This is a genomic window from Crinalium epipsammum PCC 9333 (assembly GCF_000317495.1).
In the GTDB taxonomy this organism is placed as follows: Bacteria; Cyanobacteriota; Cyanobacteriia; order Cyanobacteriales; family PCC-9333; genus Crinalium; species Crinalium epipsammum.
Genome location: NC_019753.1, coordinates 4,458,960 through 4,478,121 on the forward strand (window position 1 = coordinate 4,458,960; position 19,162 = coordinate 4,478,121).

The window sequence follows — 19,162 nt, forward strand, 5'->3', positions numbered from 1 at the left end:
AACTATTAGAAACATTGATATTCTAATCATTGTGGGAATGTTCAAACTGATAAACATAGAACAACCGACTGAATTTATTGAGCAGATACCCAACTGTTGCCAATAAAATTGCGCCACCCAGCGCCCACCAGAATTCAGCAGGTGGGATAAAACTCAAAACAGAAGTAGTTGTTTGTCCTACGGCAACTAAAGCAGTCTTAACCGCTACCGCCCGTGCATCTGCTATTACGCCCACAATCAGACATACAATAGCAGCCAGATAAGTCACCACAGTTAGGCGATTAATTGTTTTCAAAGCACTTTGACAAACCCGACAATTTTGGGTATGTGTTGCCCATACATCAAACAGCTTCTGTTTGTCTTGTTCAGCCGCAGGTAACTCCTTACAGCCATTAGCCCAAGGAATACCACCGCCAGCTTTCTGTTCTAACCACTGACGAAAAGCAATCACCATCTTATCTTGAGGATTAGGGGTATAGACAGCGTTTAGCCATTTACCTTGGGAGCGTTGAGAGATAATCTTTTCTTGATAATGGAGAAATACTAAATCTTGGTGCAAAAACAGCGAACCTAGTACATGACCTAACCAAGTCGGCATCGGTAATGCAAAGAATGCCAAACCAGAAGGCGATTTTCCTGCTTCATTTTTGACTAACACCTGACAACTGATATTACGACACCATCCAGGGCGGGTTGGGATGGCATATAAAGCTAAGATTAGCTGACCGCCATCAGTAGCAGTGGAGACAATTCTCATCTGACAAGGCGGCTGAAAGTCGTGGACAGCTTGAACAAGATTTCCTGGAACAGGCACAATTTCAAAAGAAAAGCCAGATTGGGTAGACATTTTCCGTATAGGAATCATGTCGTAATACTTAGCATCCTGATAACGATTGCCGACAATACCATGATGGGAGACAGGTACATGGGCGGGGTCTGCCACATTTTCCATGAAAAAGTCCCAACCATAGGGGAGGTCACGGATACTCCAAGCCATCTTGACTACTCTATCGGAATTTTCTTCTAGCTCTGGAATGAGGCACGGTGAGTTCAACTGACTTTCTAATTGCGCCTGAGTTCCTGACTCTGCCCATACCCACAATAAACCCTGACGTTCTTGAGTTGGATAAGCAATAGCACACGCTTTGGGGCTGGAGCAGTTTTTAGCTTCAGTTTCTTTGTCTTTTGATTGAGGAATGCTGACACAATTACCATTAGAATCAAATCGCCAAGCATGGTAAGCACATAAAAGTGTGCCGTCAGGTTCTACACGACCTTCAGAGAGTGGGACAAGTCGATGAGGGCAATAATCTTCAAAGCAACGCCATGTTTCAGTACCATCTCGCCACAAGACTAGATTTTTTCCGAGTAGCTCAATGGCATGGGGACGAGATGGCTCAAGAAATTCAACAACTGCTACTGGATACCACTGCTTTGTCCACTGGAAAGTTTGTGGTTCCTGCTGCCATTGTTCAACGGTGTCTGGTATATTTCCTGGCAGATTAATCTCGATAGTCATAACTACTTCTATAACCTATTGTGATTACCTCTGTTAGGGTAACAACTTTTAGAAATGTAGCAAAATTGAGTAGACAGTTTACTAATAACAACAATTTTAAATTTATTGTATTTTTTTATTAAAAGCTTGTATTTTACCACAATGAAATATTTATTTAAGCTTAATTTTTTCAAAGATCAACAACTGTGAATTTCTACTGATAAAACGTAATAGCTGGTGAAAAAGTTCTTTTTTCCCAGCTTGATCTGGGATAAAAGAGCCATCTCATTATATTAGTAAATTTTACTTTAAGGAGGATGTAGCAATGCGATCAAACATTTATAAAAATAATTTGAACTGTATTCTGCAATAAAAATTAATATTTATTTTATTTTAAACTTCAGACAAAAAATTAAATACTTAGAAAAAAGCACGAAATCATTAAAATTACATTTAACCAATATCATAAGCCTCTATTAATCCGCTAGTTCGCTTATACAATATCAAATTATTTAATTATAATAGTCATAATATCAAATAAAAATTGTGGCTGGTGTAAAAAATGGCTAATCTTAATCAACGTCACCCTAAAAATGTTAATGGCAATTTTTATGTAGATTTTACCTGCATTGATTGCGATACTTGTCGGTGGATGGCTCCAGAAGTGTTTGAGCGTGTTGATGAACAATCAGCAGTTTATGATCAACCAGCTAACGATGCAGAACGCTTAAACGCTATGCAAGCATTACTATCTTGCCCCACTGCTTCAATTGGCACTGTTGAGAAACCTCAAGATATTAAAGTTGCTCACCAAAGTTTTCCCATCTTAATAGAAGATAATGTTTATCATTGTGGCTACCATGCTGAAAATTCTTACGGAGCCGCAAGTTATTTAATTCATAACTCGGATGGCAATATTTTAGTAGATTCTCCCCGCTTTGCGCCGCCACTGGTGAAACGATTGGAAGAGATGGGTGGAGTTAAGTATATGTACTTGACTCATAGAGATGATGTCGCAGATCATCGCAAGTTTAGAGAGCATTTTGGGTGCGATCGCATTCTCCACACTAACGAGATCAATAATGATACTCGTGACGTAGAAATTCAATTAACTAATTTTGAGCCAGCACAATTTGCTCCAAACCTGCTAATTATCCCAGTTCCAGGGCATACTAAAGGTCATACTGTGCTGTTATATAATCAAAAATTTCTCTTTAGTGGCGATCATCTTGCTTGGTCGCCTGTACTCAATCATCTTATTGCCTTCCAGCAGGTGTGCTGGTATTCCTGGGAAGAACAGCTTAAATCAATGTGTCATTTAGCTAAATATGCCTTTGAATGGGTACTACCAGGACATGGCAGACGGTTTCATGCCGATAAACAAACAATAGAACACCAAATGCAGCAATGTATAGCTTGGATGGAATCTGTTGGCAATTAAAAGAATTCAATTATCAATTTAAGGCAAAAAATCGGTGTTATACCTTCTGAATAAATTTCTTTCCTAGCAAACCTTCGGGTTTAACCAACAACATAACAAACAAAATACCAAAAGCTACAGCATCTTTATAAGCAGAATAATCTGCTGGAACAAATGCTTCTACTAACCCAATAACTAACCCGCCTAACACTGCACCAGGGATACTTCCTAAACCTCCCAAAACAATTACTGCTAAACCTTTTAATCCAAAGGCAATCCCAAAATAAGGACCTGCGATACTCACGCTTGAACCTACTAATGTTCCTGCCAACCCAGCTAAGAAACTACTTACAAAAAAGGTCAGTATAATAAAAAAATCTGTATTAATTCCCAGTAAACTAGCCGTAATTGGATCTTCTGCTACAGCTTTCATCGCCTTACCAAATTTAGTGCGATTAATAAAAAATGTCAGAATTCCCAGAATTACTACCGATACTCCAAAAATAACTACTTGAACACTACGAATCGGAATTGGTTTATCTGAAGTTCCAAAGTTGATTGCAGCAGGTAAATTACCATAAGTATTTGAAGGGAAAGTATAATTTTCTGCCCCTACTAAATATTGGATTAAATTAACAATAACTAATGCTACACCTAAGCTAGAAACAACTGTTAGCAGCGAATCAGATTGTCGATTGCGTAAAGGACGGAAAGCGATTCTTTCAATTGCTACTCCTAGCAATCCAGCTAGTGTACTTCCTACAATTAAAGCTAATGCAAAGGGTAATTGTAGGGGTAACTTGGCATTAGCTAGTAATCCATTAAAACCAAATTGTCCCCCCATGAGTGCGTAGGTAAAATACGCACCAACAGTAAAAATTGCACCGTGAGCAAAATTAATAATTCCTAGAATAGAAAATACTAGAGTATATCCTAATGCAAAGATTGCATAGACAGTACCAATTGATAAACCATTTAAGAATTGTTGTAAAAATAGTGTTATATCCATTATTAATATTGAAACCTACTTCAAAAACTCAAACTTACCATTATTACCTTGACTATCCATTTTTATTTGCGCTACATAAAAATCTCTTTGAATTATGTCACCTTTGGGAGTAAAAGATATTTGACTTAAAGGTGTTTCGTACTTTCCTCGTAAGACTTGCTGATTTAAAGCTGTCCGCAGTTGTGCTAATGGTAAGGTATTAATTTTAGTTTTCTGATCTACTGCTTTCAGTGCCTCTACTAATACCTGTACAGCCGTAAAAGCTTGGGCGCTAAACTGTGGTGGTTCTTTCTGGTATTGATTTTTATACTCATTGCGAAAAATATTGTTAATTTTATTATTGTAATTAGGGCTATAAGCTTGTGCAACTAAAATGCGATCGCACATTTTCTTACATACAGAAAATATATTAGATGTATTTAAGCCATTTCCACCAATAATTAAGCCTTGATAACCTAGTTCTCTAATCTGTTTAACTAAATTACCTCCATCTGTAGTCAAGCCAGAAATAATTACTAAATCGGGTTTAGAATTAATGGTTTGAGTCGCTTGGGTCTGAAAATCTGTATCAGTTGACTGAAATTTTAGCAGGCTGACTAAATCAAGCTTTCTTTGTTTAATTGCTTGTTGAAAAACTTTTGCTTCAAATACTAACGCCTCTTGATCTTGAGCATACAAAACTGCTACCTTCTTTAACTTAGGATTAATTTTCAGTGCTGCTGCTACTGCATTTGGGGCAACAACAGTTGCATCTGCTGCAACACGGGAAACATATTCACCAATTTCTGGAATTCCTTTAGCAATAGTAGAAGGCCCTATAACTGGAATCTTTGCGCGATCGCCAATTGGCGCAGCACTAAAAGCTTGCTGCGAGGTGGTGGGGCCAATTATCCCAACTACATTATTTTTAGTAATCAAGTTTTGAAAAGCATTGATTGCTCCTGCTTCATCTTTTCCAGCATCTTGAAATACTAACTTGATTGGGGTTCCGTTAACCCCGCCTTGATCATTGAAATATTTTTCAGCAAGTTTAGCACCAGCAACTTGTTCCTGACCAATTAAAGCAATATTGCTGGTTTGTGCAACAGCTATCCCTATAGAAATAGCTGTTGTTTGTGCAGAATTGCCAATTTTTCCCTGGCTACAACTAGATAGCGATACAGCTAATATTCCTACAAAAATAGCTGGATAGGTCATGGATTGATTCATTAAAATGCTGGCAAAATTTGCAAATACTGGTGGAGAAATAAAATAGGGAGATAGCCCCCTAAAATTAATTTTGAGTTCGGAATTCTTAAGAGTTTTGAAGAATTAACTTTACTTGATAAACTCAAACTTACCATTATTGCCGTTAGGATCTACCTTTAATTGGGCAACGTAAAACTGTTTCTGAATAACATCACCTACGGGTGTAAAGGCAATTTCGCCTAAAGGGGTATCATACTTTTTAGTTAACAGTTGTTTGTTAAGTTGTGTGCGTAATTCAGCTAATGGCATTTTACTGACATCAGTTTTTTTATTCAGATCTTGCAGGGCTTCTACAAAGACTTGCACAGCAGCAAAACCTTGTCCGCTAAATTGAGGTGGTTCTTTCTTATATTGATTAACATAAGCAGCGCGGAAGGCTTTATTAATTTCCCCAGGATGTTCAGGGCTATAAGCTTGAGCAACAAGAACGCCTTCACAAAGATTTTTACATACAGAAAATATATTAGAGGTATTAAAACCATTACCACCAATAATTAAACCTTTGTATCCTAGTTCACGTAGTTGCTTGACTAAGTTACCGCCGTCTGTTGCTAGTCCAGAAATGATGATTAAATCCGGCTTAAGGTTAATAGCGTTAGTTGCTTGGGATTGAAAATCTGTGTCAGTTGTTAAAAACTTTTGAACTGTTACTAAATCTAGTTTTTGATCTTTTACTGTCTGCTGGAATATTTCGGTTTCTGACTTGTTAAAAGCGTCATTTTGTGCGTAAAAAACAGCTACTTTTTTAATATTGGGGTTAATCTTAAGGGCTGCTTTAACTGAGTTAGGGGCAACAATAGAAACTGGTGCTGAGACACGCGCTATGTAGTCGCCAATTTCTGGGATGCCTTTAGCGGTGTTGGATGGTCCAATTACGGGAACTTTAGAACGTTCGGCAATGGGGTCAGCACTAAATGCCTGCTGCGATAGTGTGGGACCAACTATACCAACTACTTTATTTTGAGTAATCAGGGTTTGAAATGCGTTGATTGTTCCTGCTTCATCTCCACCAGTATCTTGAACAACCAATTTTATTGGTTTGCCGTCAATACCGCCTTTGTCGTTAAAGTATTTTTCAGCAATTTTCGCACCAGCTACACCTTCTTGACCAAGTAAAGCAACGTTGCTAGTTAATGCTAAGGCGACACCTATAGGAATACCACTAGAGGAACCTGTACTTGCAGAGGAACCTGCTGTGGGAGTTGTAGAGTTGTTACTACAGCTTGTTATTAATAAGGCTAAGACAAGTAACAGTCTAGAGGCAAGAAAAGTAGGAATTTTCATAATCAGTCAATAGATAGATGTCTATGTGGATATTTTATTTATCCTATGCCAGTAACCATAGTTAACATATAAAGGTAGTGGACAGCAAGTTTCTGACACTCGTAGAGCCAATTAACTGACTAACGGGCGCGATCGCTATTTTTCCTTACTATCTACCTATCCTTCAACCGTCTCTAGGACTCCCACCACACTGTACTGGGTTGGTGGCGAGATGAATTGCGGACAGGATTTTGTGGTAAAGTAATATCAGTCAAATGAACCTCCTTTAGTTGTGAAAACCAAGCAACAAAACTAGGACAAGTAGTGAAGGCAAAATATCATCCATACCGTAGGGCATACGGGATTTCAAGCTTGTGGAGAGGAAGTAGGACTACTTGGTGCTTGCATCAAAAGCATTTCTCAATGAAGCAAGAATCTCCAGTCACAGCGCAAGCTTGACGGGAGAGTGTCAATACCTAGCTATTTTCCTAATTGACTAAAAAATAAGTTGCAGAAAAATCCAGATACGTTTTCTGTTTACCAAATAACGCCTAAAATCAAACTCCCCTCCCTGCAAGCGGGGAGGGGTTGGGGGTGGGGTTCTACTTTAAACACTCACAGCATCTTTAATCCCTAAAAACTCTCTTACCTTACTCAGATAAGTTTCTGCATCTTCCAACATCGGAAAATGGGCAGTATTAGGAATCTCAAAATACTCCACAAAATCATTTAAACTTGCCGCCTGTCTTCCCATCGCTGCTGGAATAATAATGTCATGTTCTCCAGCAACCAAGAGCGTAGGAACTTTAATCTGAGCAAACTCACCAGGCATCACTTCCGCCGCTTTCTTACTAACAGAAGTAACCATAGTCCCTAAAGCTGCCTTACAATCGGCTAGTAAAAAATCTTCTAAGAAAGCACGACTAATATCACGAGGTAAAGGGCGATGTAAAAATCGCTGCATAAACATCTTATCCATGTAAGGCAGTTGGTATAACCAACGCGGACGAAACTTAACAACGTAACCACCAAACTTATGAAAAGTGGTAAAAGATTTTTCGTCGTATTCAAAAATACCACTACAGGTAAGAATTGCTTTCTCTACCCTTTCTGGGTACAAATTCAGAAAAAAAGTTGCTACAGAAGCGCCCATTGAATGAGCATTAATATAAACTCGCTGAAGATTTAAAGCATCCAATAAACCAGCTAAATCTTCCGCATATTCTTCCATTTCATAAGTAAATTCTGCTTTTGTAGTAGGTGGATGTTCTACTAAAGGTGATTCCACGCCAGAAACCGCACGAGAACGTCCAAACCCACGCATATCATATAAGAGGCAATCAAAAGAACCTGATAAAGCCTCAGCAGTGCTATTCCAGTAACGACTAGATCCACCCCAACCATGTAAAAATACCATCACTGGTTTATCAGAAGAGGTACGTGCGGGAATCCATTCGTAGTAATGCTCAATGTCGCGAACTTGAATAAAAGCCATCTTAAAACGAGGATCTGCTAGTAAAGTTAAATATCTGCTAACAAAATCCCATAATACACTTCTACTTAGAGCCTATCCAACAAATAATTAACCCCACAAAAACATCTGCGTTTATCTGCGGTTAAATACTATAAAAACCTTGTAGGAACGAGTTAACTTGCCAGTCTCACAACCAACAAATCAACCCGCCCCTACATAAAAATATCAACTCTATAGTAATCTAAGCAGATTCAGGCTTTGGTAACGAAGAAGGATGCACCAACAATTCCGCAGTCGAGCGTTTTTCCACCATTTCCCGCGTAATAGTGCAACGAGTCACATCCTTACGAGAAGGCAACTCATACATCACTTCCAGCATCAACTCTTCCACAATTCCCCGCAAAGCACGTGCGCCTGTTTTCCGACGGTATGCTTCTTGTGCGATCGCCTTCAACGCATCTGTTTTAAAATCTAACTGCACATTATCCATCTTCAGCAGCTTTTGATATTGCTTCGCCAAAGCATTACGAGGTTCCGTCAAAATCTCCATCAATGCTTCTTCATCCAACGGATCAACCACCGCCACCACTGGTATTCGACCAATAAATTCTGGAATCAGCCCAAACTTTACTAAATCATCGGGTTCCATGTGTCGCAAAATATCTGCCGCGCGTTTTTCTCGTGGTTGCCCTTCCCCTGGTTGAATAAAGCCTATTGATTTTTTACCCATTCTCTGCTCAACAACTTTTTCCAGACCCACAAACGCGCCACCGCAAATAAACATAATATTGCTGGTGTCAATCTGGATACAATCTTGATAAGGGTGCTTGCGTCCCCCTTGAGGAGGAACATTAGCAACAGTGCCTTCTAACATCTTTAGTAAAGCTTGCTGCACTCCCTCGCCAGAAACATCACGGGTAATTGAGGGATTTTCGCTCTTACGGGCAATCTTATCAATTTCATCTATATAAATAATTCCCCGTTGCGCTTCCTCGACATCGAAATCTGCTACCTGCAAAAGCCTGAGCAAAATATTCTCGACATCTTCACCCACATACCCAGCTTCTGTCAGAGTAGTAGCATCAGCAACAGCAAAAGGCACATCTAAAATACTTGCCAATGTTTGTGCTAACAGCGTTTTACCGCAACCCGTAGGACCCATCAACAGAATATTAGATTTTTGCAAATCTACTGCATCATCAGCCCCAGGCTTACCACTATTTTTAGATTGGATAAAACTTAAACGCTTATAGTGATTGTAGACTGCCACTGAAAGAACTTTTTTGGCTTCCTGCTGACCAATTACGTGCTCATCTAAAAACTTCTTCAATTCCCTGGGTTTAGGAATTTGACTAAGAGACAAATTGGCACTATGAGCGCGGCGCTTTTTAGGATCTGACTTGGGTACAGCTTGAGGTGCTGGAGCATTAGAGTCCAACAATTCCTCATCAAGAATTTCGTTGCACAAGTCAACACATTCATCACAAATGTAGACCCCCGGACCAGCAATTAACTTCCGCACCTGCTCCTGAGACTTGCCACAAAAAGAACATTTCAAATGGGAGTCGTATTTAGACATATTTGCCTCTTATGAGAGTGAGGTGAGAGTTAAGTCTGAGTCTTTAAGATTGTGCCGATCAATAACTTGATCAATCAAACCATAATCTTTTGCTTCAGCAGAAGACATAAAGAAGTCACGCTCTGTATCTGCTGTTATTTTATCTATGGGCTGACCTGTATGTTCCGCCAACAACTCATTCAACACTCTTTTATGATAAAGAATTTCTTTAGCTTGAATTTCGATATCAACAGCTTGCCCTTGAGCGCCTCCGAGCGGTTGGTGAATCATAATTCGAGAGCTAGGAAGTGCCATCCGCTTGCCTTTAGCTCCACCTGATAGTAGGAAGGCTCCCATACTGGCAGCTAAACCAAAGCAAATTGTAACTACATCAGGACGGATTTGCTGCATTGTGTCATAAATCGCCATACCTGCTGTTACAGATCCACCTGGAGAATTGATATATAGTTGTATATCTTTTTCTGGATCTTCAGATTCTAAAAACAGCAGTTGGGCAACAAGTGAGTCAGCCACCGTATCATCTACGGGCGTACCCATAAATATAATCCGTTCACGCAACAACCGTGAGTAGATATCAAAAGCCCGTTCACCCAGACCAGTCTGTTCTACCACCATCGGGATGACATTGCTGGAGGAATAAACCTCTAAGTTGTTCAGGCTGGTAATTGAGTAATTTGCTGATTTTGAGATAAGCATAGGGCTATTTTTATGGAGCAAAATTGTAAAATCGAACTCAGGCAGTTATTTGCCAATAAATGGTGAATTTTATTGTTCCTAATTCCGTTATATCCGAATCCGCCGCCTTTGACCATCTTACGATCAGGGCTAGGGTACAGGAATTAAACTGCGCCCTAGCTTGAGAGGAATATTAAATTATTCCCTAGTAGACAGTTGAGTTTCTAGTTACTCGGTTTCGCTAACAACTTCAACTTCAACTTCACGGGCTTCAGTCGCATCTGTTGTAGCTTCTTCACTATCTGACTCAGCAGTTACGAGTGAACCTTGGGGAACCAGTTCAATTGTGGAATGTTCTTCCAACCAGTTAATCGCTTTTTCTTTGCGTAAATCAGCTTCAACTACCTCGCGCAAGCGTTGGGGATTAATTTCTTGTCCAGATAGTTGCTGCATCCATTCGGCAATTTTGGCTTCTAGTTCTACTGGTTCTATTTGGATAGATTCGCGTTTAGCAATTTCTTCCAACGCTAAGGACTGTTTAAGGCGGGTGAGTGCTTCAGGGCGCGATCGCTCTGCTAACTGTCGAACCATTTCGTCGTTCAACACCTTATTCACGTCCATACCCATCTGCTGCATCTGCATGATTGTTTGCCGCATCTGAGTTTGGATTTCCTGCTCGATCAAGCTTTCTGGTAGGTCAACTTCTACCTGTTTTAGCAGTTGTTCTACTAAAACTTGCTCTTTATTAGTTTTGGTTGATTGTGCAGCCTTGTCTTTAAATCTAGTTTCTAGAGATTCCCTTAATTCTGCCAAGTTGTCAAAATCGCTGGCTTCTTGAGCAAAATCGTCATTTAACTCAGGTAACTCTTTTTCTTTCAAATCTTTCAGAGTAATGGTGAAGAGTGCAGCCTTACCTGCCAAGTCTTCACGGGGATAATCTTCGGGAAACTTTACGGAGACTTCTTTAGTTTCTCCGGTATTCATTCCAACTATCCCATCAACAATATCTTCTATGAATCTTCCTTCCCCTAGCTCGATTTCAAAGTCAGTTGCTTGTGCGCCTGGGATTTCTGCGGGTGTTTCTCCCTCTGCAACATCTGCAAATACCCCTGCAAAGTCAACAACTGCTACATCACCCTGCTGTGCTGGTCGTCCTTCTACTGGAATTAAAGTAGCTTTTTCAGCGCGGCGTTCATCTAAAAACTTATCTACTTCGCTCTCGTCGTAAACAACTTCTTCGGCTTGTAACTGCCAACCTGTGTACTCACCAAGATTGACTTCTGGTGTTACATCCACAGATGCGGAGAAAGTAAATGGTTCTCCTGGTTGGAACCGAGTTACCATTTCCTCCATTGGGGAGAGGACTTGATAGTTGCCAATTGCCGGAATCTCTTCTTGCTCAAGAGCTTTCTTAAAGCCTTCTTGAATCAAATCTTCTAGGGCTGCTGCCTTGAGCCGTTGTGTTCCCATTCGCTGGACAAGGATTTGACGTGGCACTTTTCCTTTGCGAAACCCAGGAATATTAGCAGTGCGCGACAGGTTTTGAACTACCTTCTCGTATACGGTTTTGGACATTTCTGCTGGAATTTCAATTTCCAGACCAATCTGACTAGCGGGAAGCTTTTCCTGGGTAACTTTCATCAAACAAATTCTCTAATTTCTGAGGCTAAACTTAAATTTTAAGCTGAAAAATCAACGATGGCTGGTGGTGCAATCTTGGTGTATCAGGATTTACTTCAATCCTGGCAACACTCGTGATATTCTAGTTCTGTCACCACAGCTACGGCATAAGAAATGTTCTAAGCTTGGGTAGATCAGACCTTGCCCTATCCGCGTGCTTTTTAGATCTTCGGTATCTGATCATAATACATAGGTGGTATGTAGTTGCCATCAGTATTGGCTAATCTGAGTCTCAGGCGCAGACTTTGAGGGCTGAAGAGTGTAAAATGTGTTTAAATTATGATGAATCTTTAAAGATCGACTTATAACCAAATAAACCTTTAAGGTTAAAGCATTCAGAGATTTAGAACAAAAATTATTGATTTTGATATCGGTTACTACTCAGTATTTCAGGGGAGGATCAACGTTTGTCTAATTCATATCGTGTGGCAATATTAGGAGCCACTGGTGCAGTCGGGACGGAGTTATTAGAGTTATTGGATCGTCGCAACTTTCCTTTGGCTGATTTAAAGTTATTGGCTTCACCTCGCTCTGCTGGTAAAACACTGCCATTTAAAGGCGAAAATTTGCCCATTGAGGCGGTTGGCGATCGCTCTTTCGATCAAGTTGATATCGTTCTAGCATCGGCTGGTGGCTCTACTTCTAAAGCTTGGGCGGATAAAATTGTGAACGCGGGCGCAGTTATGATCGATAACTCAAGCGCATTTCGGATGAATCCAGAAGTACCTTTAGTAGTACCCGAAGTTAACCCCGAAGCAGCAGCTACTCACCAAGGCATTATTGCTAATCCCAACTGCACTACTATATTAATGGCGGTAGCAGTTTGGCCTTTACATAAAATCCAGCCGATTAAACGCATTGTTGTAGCCACTTATCAATCTGCTAGTGGTGCTGGTGCGAGGGCAATGGAAGAAGTCAAAACTCAAACCCAAGCCATCTTAAACGGTGAAAATCCGGTTCCTGAAGTATTTCCTTATCCCCTAGCCTTTAATTTATTTCCACACAATACCCCGATTAATGAACAAGGTTATTGTGAAGAAGAAATGAAAATGCTCAATGAAACACGCAAGATTTTCGGTGAGCCAAATTTGCGTGTAACAGCTACTTGTATACGGGTTCCTGTACTCAGAGCGCATTCAGAAGCAATAAATTTAGAATTTGCTGAACCATTTCCAGTAGCTAAGGCAAAATCAATATTAGCAGATGCTCCAGGGGTAAAACTGGTAGAAGATTGGCAAGCAAATTATTTCCCTATGCCCATAGATGCTACAGGTCAGGATGACGTTTTAGTAGGTAGAATTCGGCAAGATATTTCTCATCCTTCTGGTTTAGAACTTTGGTTAAGTGGAGACCAAATTCGCAAGGGAGCAGCCTTAAACGCGGTGCAAATTGCTGAGTTGTTAGTTGAAAAAAGCTATATATCAGCAAATAGCAATGAGTTATCAGCAATTAGCTAATAGCTTCAAATAATTAGGGGTTATTTAGTGCCAAAAGCTGAAAACTGATAGCTGAAAGCTGACAGCCATTATGAGGAGTTTATAAAAGCGTGGTATACTTTGGTAAGGTGATCACTGCAATGGTGACACCATTTAAAGAAGATGAAAGTGTTAATTATGATCTAGCTGAACAACTAGCAGCGCATTTAGCTGAAAATGGTTCAGATGGACTTGTAATTTGCGGTACTACAGGTGAATCTCCAACCCTGAGTTGGGATGAAGAGTTCCAGTTATTTCAGGTAGTATTAAATGCTGTTAAAGGCAAAGCTAAGGTTATAGCTGGAACAGGATCTAATTCCACATCAGAAGCGATCGCAGCAACACAAAAAGCTGCTAAACTAGGGTTAGATGGTTCATTACAAGTTGTACCTTATTACAATAAGCCACCCCAAGCGGGATTATATAAACACTTTCAGGCGATCGCCCAAGCCTGTCCTGACCTACCTATAATGCTTTACAACATCCCAGGTCGTACAGGTCAAAATCTTCTTCCAGAAACTGTTGCTAGTTTGGCAGAAATCTCTAATATAATTGCTATTAAAGAAGCTACAGGAAACCTCGATCAAGCAAGTCAAATTCGCTGCATCACCCCAGCAGAATTTGCGATTTACTCTGGAGATGATTCTCTTACTTTGCCACTAATGGCAGTCGGAGCAACGGGCGTTGTTAGTGTGGCTAGTCATTTAGTTGGAAATCAAATTCAACAAATGATTCAAGCTTTTGAAACAAATCAAAGCCAGATTGCAACTCAAATTCACCTGAAATTATTCCCCTTGTTTAAAGGTTTATTTTGTGACACCAACCCAATTCCGGTTAAAGTAGCTCTCAAATTGCAAGGTTGGGATGTAGGCGGTAGTCGTTTACCCCTTACGGATTTATCAGAAAAAGATAGCCAAGCAATTAAGGCGCTTTTATCTGAACTAGCTTTAATTTAAGTTAAATAAAGGATGACCAATTTCAAAAAGAATGAATATTACTGGATTAGGTTTCAAGCTTGAGGATTAAGTTGTTGATACCGATACTGGTAATTTATCAATGGATAAATTGATATCACAGGCATTTTTAGTTTCTGACTGCTTACCCTAAAAGTTGCTTTAAGAGTTTTTTTACCACAGATGAACACAGATGAACACAGATAAATACAGATATTGAGTTACCTCAAATAGATTTTTGAGATAAGCTCTAAGCAAAGACCAATAGATTTTTTTCCATATTTAACATTAGATTTCTTGCATAAGTCAGATTTTAGAAAATTAACCAGAGATGTAAGCGTAGCCTTGCCGCACGGCAGCACAAGGTTTACACAAGTGTACGCAGCGTGTGGATAGAAAAATAACTGATTTTTGCAAGAAATCTCTTGATTTTGCTTTGATTAAAAGTTCTACTTGATGCCAATATTGGAAGTTTTTGTTCTATGACTAATAAACCCTTAATTATTACGAAGAAAATGGCTAATACTAATAACGGATCTCAGCCGAGTCTCAAAATTATTCCTTTAGGGGGATTGCATGAAATTGGCAAGAATACCTGCGTTTTTGAATTCAATGATGAAATCATTCTGTTAGATGCTGGTTTGGCATTTCCTACAGATAGTATGCACGGCATTAATATTGTGTTGCCGGATATGACTTATTTGCGGGAAAACAGCCACAAAATTAAGGGCATGATTGTCACGCATGGTCACGAAGACCATATTGGCGGTATTCCTTATCACCTTAAGCAGTTTGATATTCCAGTTATCTACGGTCCGCGTCTAGCAATGGCGTTACTTGAAGGTAAATTAGAAGAAGCAGGTGTTGCCGATCGCACAATATTAAAACGAGTAATGCCGCGCGATGTTGTACGAATTGGTGAGTCGTTTTTTGTAGAATTTATTCGCAATACTCACTCAATTGCTGATAGTTTCACAATAGCTATACACACTCCTGTCGGCGTTGTTATTCATACAGGTGATTTTAAAATTGACCATACTCCAGTTGATGGTGAGTTTTATGATTTACATAGGTTAGCAGAGCATGGTGAGAAAGGTGTAATTTGTTTAATTAGTGATTCTACTAACTCAGAAGTACCTGGGTTTACAGCGTCAGAACGTTCTGTTTATCCTAATCTTGACAGAATTATCGGTGAGGCAAAAGGACGAGTACTGCTAACAACTTTTGCTTCATCAGTTCACAGAATTAATATGGTTTTGGAAATAGCCCAGAAGCGTAATCGGGTTGTTTCTGTGGTAGGTCGTTCAATGTTGAATGTGATCGCCCAAGCGCGGAATCTCGGTTACATTAAATGTCCAGATAACTTATTTGAGCCGTTACAAGCAATTCAGAATTTCCCTCCTGAAAAAGTGTTAATTCTGACCACAGGTTCTCAAGGGGAACCACTAGCAGCAATCACTAGAATTGCTAACAATGAACATCGCAACATCCGCATTCGTCAAGGCGATACAGTAATTTTCTCGGCAAATCCCATCCCAGGAAATACGATCGCAGTTGTCAATACCATCGACAAGCTGATGATGCAGGGCGCAAACGTGGTTTATGGTCGTGATAAAGGCATTCACGTTTCAGGTCATGGCTGTCAAGAAGACCAAAAAATGATGATTGCCCTGACTAAACCGAAATTCTTCTTGCCAGTTCACGGTGAGCATCGGATGCTAGTTAAGCACTCCCAAACTGCCCAAAGTATGGGTATCCCTGCTGAAAATATGGTGATTATTGATAACGGGGATGTTGTGGAGTTATCTGAAGATGCTATGCGTGTCACGGGTAAAGTACCTTCAGGTCTGCAACTGGTAGATAATGCTGGTGTTGTCCATGACAATGTGATGAAAGAACGCCAGCAATTAGCTGATGATGGTGTGGTGACAGTAGCGGCGGCTGTCAGTTGGGAAGGCAAGCTGATGACTAAGCCAGAAGTGCATCTGCGAGGTGTTGTCACTGCGGTTGAGCGATCGCTTTTACAAGCATTAGTCCAAAAGACGATTGAAAATACTTTAAGCGATCGCTGGGCAAGTTTTGCTCGTTCCTTTGGTGAGGAAGGGGTAGAGGTTGATTGGGCAGGTTTAGAAACTCAAATCGAGCGCGACCTGCAACGTTTGATCCGACGCGAACTTCAGAGTCGTCCGTTATTGGTGTTCTTACTGCAAAGTCCTGCGGAACCACCAGCTAGACCTGGAAGAAGACGGCAGCGCCCTAGTGTGAAGGCAAGTTTAGCAGTTTAATCAGTAGACTGGTATAAATTAACCCAAATTAGGGGCAAACCTTGTGTTTGCCCCTAATTTTTTGGATCTGAACTTACTCAAGAAATTCAAATTTGTTAATTAAAAATAGATTTTAGCGGTATCCAGACAGTGAACTTTGTCCCTATACCAACTTCACTTTTGACAGAAATTTTACCGCCATGTAAATCTACAGAATTTTTAACAATAGCTAGACCTAAACCAGTACCCGCGACGTTACCGACGTTACTAGCGCGATGAAATATATCAAAAAGGTGTAGCTGATCGGCTTCAGGAATGCCAATCTCTGAGTCTTGAATCTGAAAAACAGCTTGTTGATTTTCATAAAAAAGCTCAAATAACACTGTGCTACCTGTGGGGGAGTACTTAATAGCATTGATATTATGGCTTGGGGGATTGGGAACTATCTGCATCCAACCCTCTTCAGTAGATGTAGTATAGCCAGTAAAAAATGAGTTAAATGCGTTAGCGTTCAGTTTGCCGCAGGCATTGCTCTTTGTGAGCTATTAACATAAACCTTGCTGCTATTAAGTTTCAGGACTATCTGCGTGAAGTTACCGAGATTAATGTAATTAGTTTTTACAAAGATTCGGTGATATCGCTCACGCGGAAATGGGTTGAGTTTGGGCAAGATGATATCAGGTAAAGAAACTACAAAACCAGTTATCTAAACAATCATTCCGGTAAGAGTATTTAAGGCTTTGTAGTTAGAGAGAGAAAGAAAAGGTTAGTTAGCTACTACAAAACACAGGAGAAAACAAATGACTGTATCTAATTATACAAAATCAAACATTAATGTAGAAAGCTGGGTTTGGTTTAATGAAGACAATGCTACTGGAAATGCCAGTGCGATCGCCCAACCAGCTTGTGCCAAGAAATCTTTCGATGTACTACAACCTGTACGCCAATGGTTAGACGGGCTAGATGTACGCGATCGCAAATTAGCTAAACGCTTATGTGAACTGATTCCTGCTCAATGTCCATTTGAACGCGATGTCAAACTATTTGGACGCACTTTGTTCCACATTCCCCCAATGTGTAAACTCAACCCCCTCTACGAACAAGTTGTTGGTTTACGCTTCCGCGCTTTGTGCTATTTAGCTGATGAATGTGGTGAAGATGTCACCGCTTACTGCTAAAATTTAGGTTTGCCTCCTATTTGTGGCATACATAATATTGTCGGTGAAAGTGCATTATGGCTATTATTGCCCTGAAAGCTTGGTATCTTGAGCAGTATGAGCCAATTCAAGAACTAGAAAAACGCCCCCAAGATCTAAGGCTCAGTAAGAATAGTTTACTCAAGTCTGCTTTAAGAGCAGATTTTTTAGAAGACAGCAAGGATGTTAAAGGCTCGAATTGGTTTCAGCGATATCTAGAAGGAGAAACCGTTGAGTTTTACATCGAAGGCAGTGGCGGATATATTATTTCTAATATTGATTTAATTAGTCACGAAATTTATTTTACAAAGCAAGAGGTAATGGCTCAATTAGATCCAGTGATCTTTTTGAGTTATCAAAGCGAGTATCAAACCTCAAATCAGGTATTAGTCGAAGTTTTAAATGATGCGATCGAAAATATCAACCAACGTATGCGTGCTGTTGGGCGATCGCGTCTCCCCATCACAATAGAAGCATCTCCCCGCTCCACTGATGCTCCTATCCGCCTCAACAACACGATGTTACGCAAAATTCGCAAGAGTTTACTGTTTATTGCCGATAGTACGCCAATTAGTTCTTTTAATACCCAGGATAAATTGCAACTGATTCCTAGTCCTAATGTCTGTGTAGAAATTGGTTATGCTCTGCAAAGCAAGCGCAGCGAACAAATTTTGCTAGTTCAGATGCAGCGCCCAGATTTTGAAGGGGAATTGCCTTTTGACTTACCTAGCCATCAACAGTTATTGTTCAAAACAGCAGATGAACTGCATAACACGCTGCCTCAGATGATTGATACTCTTCTACAACGGTTTAATTTGTTCTCATCTACATAGGGCTAATTTGTTGTAACGTAATTTTGATGTTTACCCACACAATCAGCAGGATCAATTAATTATATGCCCAGAACTCCAAATGAATACGCCGTACACTTACTAATTGAAGGTGGTCATCGGGAAGAGGTGCGTTTTACCACCATTCAAGAGTTCCAAAAATGGTACAGTGGGGAATTAGTACCAAAATCAGGTTCCAAAGATTTCATCAGTGTGCCAATTAGAAATATCCAGGGCGAGTATATGGTAATCCGTCCTGATAGTATTTTGGCGATCAGGGTGGAACCAGTCTTTGCTTCTAGTGTCGATGTTGAGTATTAAATAACTGGGCATATAATCAACGTATCATGGACGCAATACAACAGTAAAATTAGGCGATGTTCGGGCGGGTTGCACCAAAAAATTATCTTTCCAAACCAGTGATATACATAAACCCGCCCTCAACTCAAGGATAATTTATGCGTAACTTCTATAGAAATAACCGATTAAATCCACTGGTTTTCTGCTGAGATGCCAGGGAAATGAAAGTAAAAAATATAGGGGCTATACTTGGGCATAAAAAAATTAAATATATCCAACTTATCCAGACTGTATCTAA

Annotated in this window: 16 protein-coding genes; 7 read left to right on the top strand and 9 right to left on the bottom strand. The window is 40.0% G+C overall.

The annotated features are described in order from the left end of the window. Positions 1-22 precede the first annotated feature (22 nt). Positions 23-1,519 carry an aromatic ring-hydroxylating dioxygenase subunit alpha gene (locus tag CRI9333_RS19310; RefSeq protein ID WP_015204851.1) on the bottom strand — a complete coding sequence of 499 codons (1,497 nt, stop codon included), beginning with the start codon at positions 1,517-1,519 and terminating at the stop codon, positions 23-25. A gap of 541 nt (positions 1,520-2,060) precedes the next feature. Between CRI9333_RS19310 and CRI9333_RS19315 the strand changes: the two genes are divergently transcribed. Beyond that, the gene (locus tag CRI9333_RS19315) at positions 2,061-2,939 is read left to right on the top strand and encodes an MBL fold metallo-hydrolase (RefSeq protein WP_015204852.1); all 879 of its coding nucleotides are present in this window, start codon (positions 2,061-2,063) and stop codon (positions 2,937-2,939) included. Between the two features lie 37 nt (positions 2,940-2,976). Here CRI9333_RS19315 and CRI9333_RS19320 read toward each other — a convergent pair whose 3' ends face one another. From CRI9333_RS19320 to tig, 7 genes are all read right to left on the bottom strand, one after another. Beyond that, positions 2,977-3,927, bottom strand: a complete 951-nt coding sequence (locus CRI9333_RS19320) for a branched-chain amino acid ABC transporter permease (RefSeq protein WP_015204853.1) — start codon at positions 3,925-3,927, stop codon at positions 2,977-2,979. Positions 3,928-3,942: 15 nt separating this feature from the next. Beyond that, a complete protein-coding gene (locus CRI9333_RS19325) occupies positions 3,943-5,124 on the bottom strand; it encodes an ABC transporter substrate-binding protein (RefSeq protein ID WP_232229356.1) in 1,182 nt (393 codons plus the stop codon). A gap of 120 nt (positions 5,125-5,244) precedes the next feature. Further along, positions 5,245-6,459, bottom strand: coding sequence for an ABC transporter substrate-binding protein (locus tag CRI9333_RS19330; RefSeq protein ID WP_015204855.1), 1,215 nt, complete (start codon positions 6,457-6,459; stop codon positions 5,245-5,247). 586 nt (positions 6,460-7,045) lie between these two features. Then, entirely contained in the window at positions 7,046-7,933 is an 888-nt protein-coding gene (locus CRI9333_RS19335; protein WP_015204856.1) for an alpha/beta fold hydrolase, read from the bottom strand. A gap of 220 nt (positions 7,934-8,153) precedes the next feature. Beyond that, positions 8,154-9,491: an ATP-dependent protease ATP-binding subunit ClpX gene (gene clpX / locus CRI9333_RS19340; RefSeq protein ID WP_015204857.1), complete on the bottom strand. Its 1,338-nt coding sequence runs from the start codon at positions 9,489-9,491 to the stop codon at positions 8,154-8,156. A gap of 9 nt (positions 9,492-9,500) precedes the next feature. Beyond that, positions 9,501-10,187, bottom strand: a complete 687-nt coding sequence (gene clpP, locus CRI9333_RS19345; protein WP_015204858.1) for an ATP-dependent Clp endopeptidase proteolytic subunit ClpP — start codon at positions 10,185-10,187, stop codon at positions 9,501-9,503. A gap of 207 nt (positions 10,188-10,394) precedes the next feature. Next, positions 10,395-11,807, bottom strand: a complete 1,413-nt coding sequence (gene tig / locus CRI9333_RS19350) for a trigger factor (RefSeq protein WP_015204859.1) — start codon at positions 11,805-11,807, stop codon at positions 10,395-10,397. A gap of 446 nt (positions 11,808-12,253) precedes the next feature. On the opposite strand from tig, the gene CRI9333_RS19355 reads away from it, so the two are divergent. The 3 genes from CRI9333_RS19355 to CRI9333_RS19365 all read left to right on the top strand — a co-directional run bounded on the left by CRI9333_RS19355 (position 12,254) and on the right by CRI9333_RS19365 (position 16,559). Then, entirely contained in the window at positions 12,254-13,303 is a 1,050-nt protein-coding gene (locus CRI9333_RS19355; RefSeq protein ID WP_015204860.1) for an aspartate-semialdehyde dehydrogenase, read from the top strand. A gap of 89 nt (positions 13,304-13,392) precedes the next feature. Continuing rightward, positions 13,393-14,277 (top strand): 4-hydroxy-tetrahydrodipicolinate synthase, encoded by an 885-nt coding sequence (gene dapA / locus CRI9333_RS19360; protein ID WP_015204861.1) that lies wholly within the window; start codon positions 13,393-13,395, stop codon positions 14,275-14,277. 479 nt (positions 14,278-14,756) lie between these two features. Continuing rightward, positions 14,757-16,559 (top strand): ribonuclease J, encoded by a 1,803-nt coding sequence (locus CRI9333_RS19365; RefSeq protein ID WP_015204862.1) that lies wholly within the window; start codon positions 14,757-14,759, stop codon positions 16,557-16,559. A gap of 95 nt (positions 16,560-16,654) precedes the next feature. On the opposite strand, the gene CRI9333_RS19370 is transcribed toward CRI9333_RS19365, so the two are convergent. Beyond that, positions 16,655-16,990 (bottom strand): sensor histidine kinase, encoded by a 336-nt coding sequence (locus CRI9333_RS19370; protein ID WP_041226130.1) that lies wholly within the window; start codon positions 16,988-16,990, stop codon positions 16,655-16,657. A 348-nt stretch (positions 16,991-17,338) separates the two neighbouring features. On the opposite strand from CRI9333_RS19370, the gene CRI9333_RS19375 reads away from it, so the two are divergent. The 3 genes from CRI9333_RS19375 to CRI9333_RS19385 all read left to right on the top strand — a co-directional run bounded on the left by CRI9333_RS19375 (position 17,339) and on the right by CRI9333_RS19385 (position 18,885). Further along, positions 17,339-17,716 (top strand): Mo-dependent nitrogenase C-terminal domain-containing protein, encoded by a 378-nt coding sequence (locus CRI9333_RS19375; protein ID WP_015204863.1) that lies wholly within the window; start codon positions 17,339-17,341, stop codon positions 17,714-17,716. 56 nt (positions 17,717-17,772) lie between these two features. Next, a complete protein-coding gene (locus CRI9333_RS19380; protein ID WP_015204864.1) occupies positions 17,773-18,567 on the top strand; it encodes a hypothetical protein in 795 nt (264 codons plus the stop codon). A 63-nt stretch (positions 18,568-18,630) separates the two neighbouring features. Further along, positions 18,631-18,885 (top strand): hypothetical protein, encoded by a 255-nt coding sequence (locus CRI9333_RS19385; protein ID WP_015204865.1) that lies wholly within the window; start codon positions 18,631-18,633, stop codon positions 18,883-18,885. Positions 18,886-19,162: the final 277 nt, after the last annotated feature.

Coding starts and splice junctions, on each gene's coding strand:
- CRI9333_RS19310 (WP_015204851.1), bottom strand. CDS start 1,519: ATGACTATCGAGATTAATCTGCCAGGAAATATACCAGACACCGTTGAA.
- CRI9333_RS19315 (WP_015204852.1), top strand. CDS start 2,061: ATGGCTAATCTTAATCAACGTCACCCTAAAAATGTTAATGGCAATTTT.
- CRI9333_RS19320 (WP_015204853.1), bottom strand. CDS start 3,927: ATGGATATAACACTATTTTTACAACAATTCTTAAATGGTTTATCAATT.
- CRI9333_RS19325 (WP_232229356.1), bottom strand. CDS start 5,124: ATGACCTATCCAGCTATTTTTGTAGGAATATTAGCTGTATCGCTATCT.
- CRI9333_RS19330 (WP_015204855.1), bottom strand. CDS start 6,459: ATGAAAATTCCTACTTTTCTTGCCTCTAGACTGTTACTTGTCTTAGCC.
- CRI9333_RS19335 (WP_015204856.1), bottom strand. CDS start 7,933: ATGGCTTTTATTCAAGTTCGCGACATTGAGCATTACTACGAATGGATT.
- clpX (WP_015204857.1), bottom strand. CDS start 9,491: ATGTCTAAATACGACTCCCATTTGAAATGTTCTTTTTGTGGCAAGTCT.
- clpP (WP_015204858.1), bottom strand. CDS start 10,187: ATGCTTATCTCAAAATCAGCAAATTACTCAATTACCAGCCTGAACAAC.
- tig (WP_015204859.1), bottom strand. CDS start 11,807: ATGAAAGTTACCCAGGAAAAGCTTCCCGCTAGTCAGATTGGTCTGGAA.
- CRI9333_RS19365 (WP_015204862.1), top strand. CDS start 14,757: ATGACTAATAAACCCTTAATTATTACGAAGAAAATGGCTAATACTAAT.
- CRI9333_RS19370 (WP_041226130.1), bottom strand. CDS start 16,990: ATGCAGATAGTTCCCAATCCCCCAAGCCATAATATCAATGCTATTAAG.
- CRI9333_RS19375 (WP_015204863.1), top strand. CDS start 17,339: ATGACTGTATCTAATTATACAAAATCAAACATTAATGTAGAAAGCTGG.
- CRI9333_RS19380 (WP_015204864.1), top strand. CDS start 17,773: ATGGCTATTATTGCCCTGAAAGCTTGGTATCTTGAGCAGTATGAGCCA.
- CRI9333_RS19385 (WP_015204865.1), top strand. CDS start 18,631: ATGCCCAGAACTCCAAATGAATACGCCGTACACTTACTAATTGAAGGT.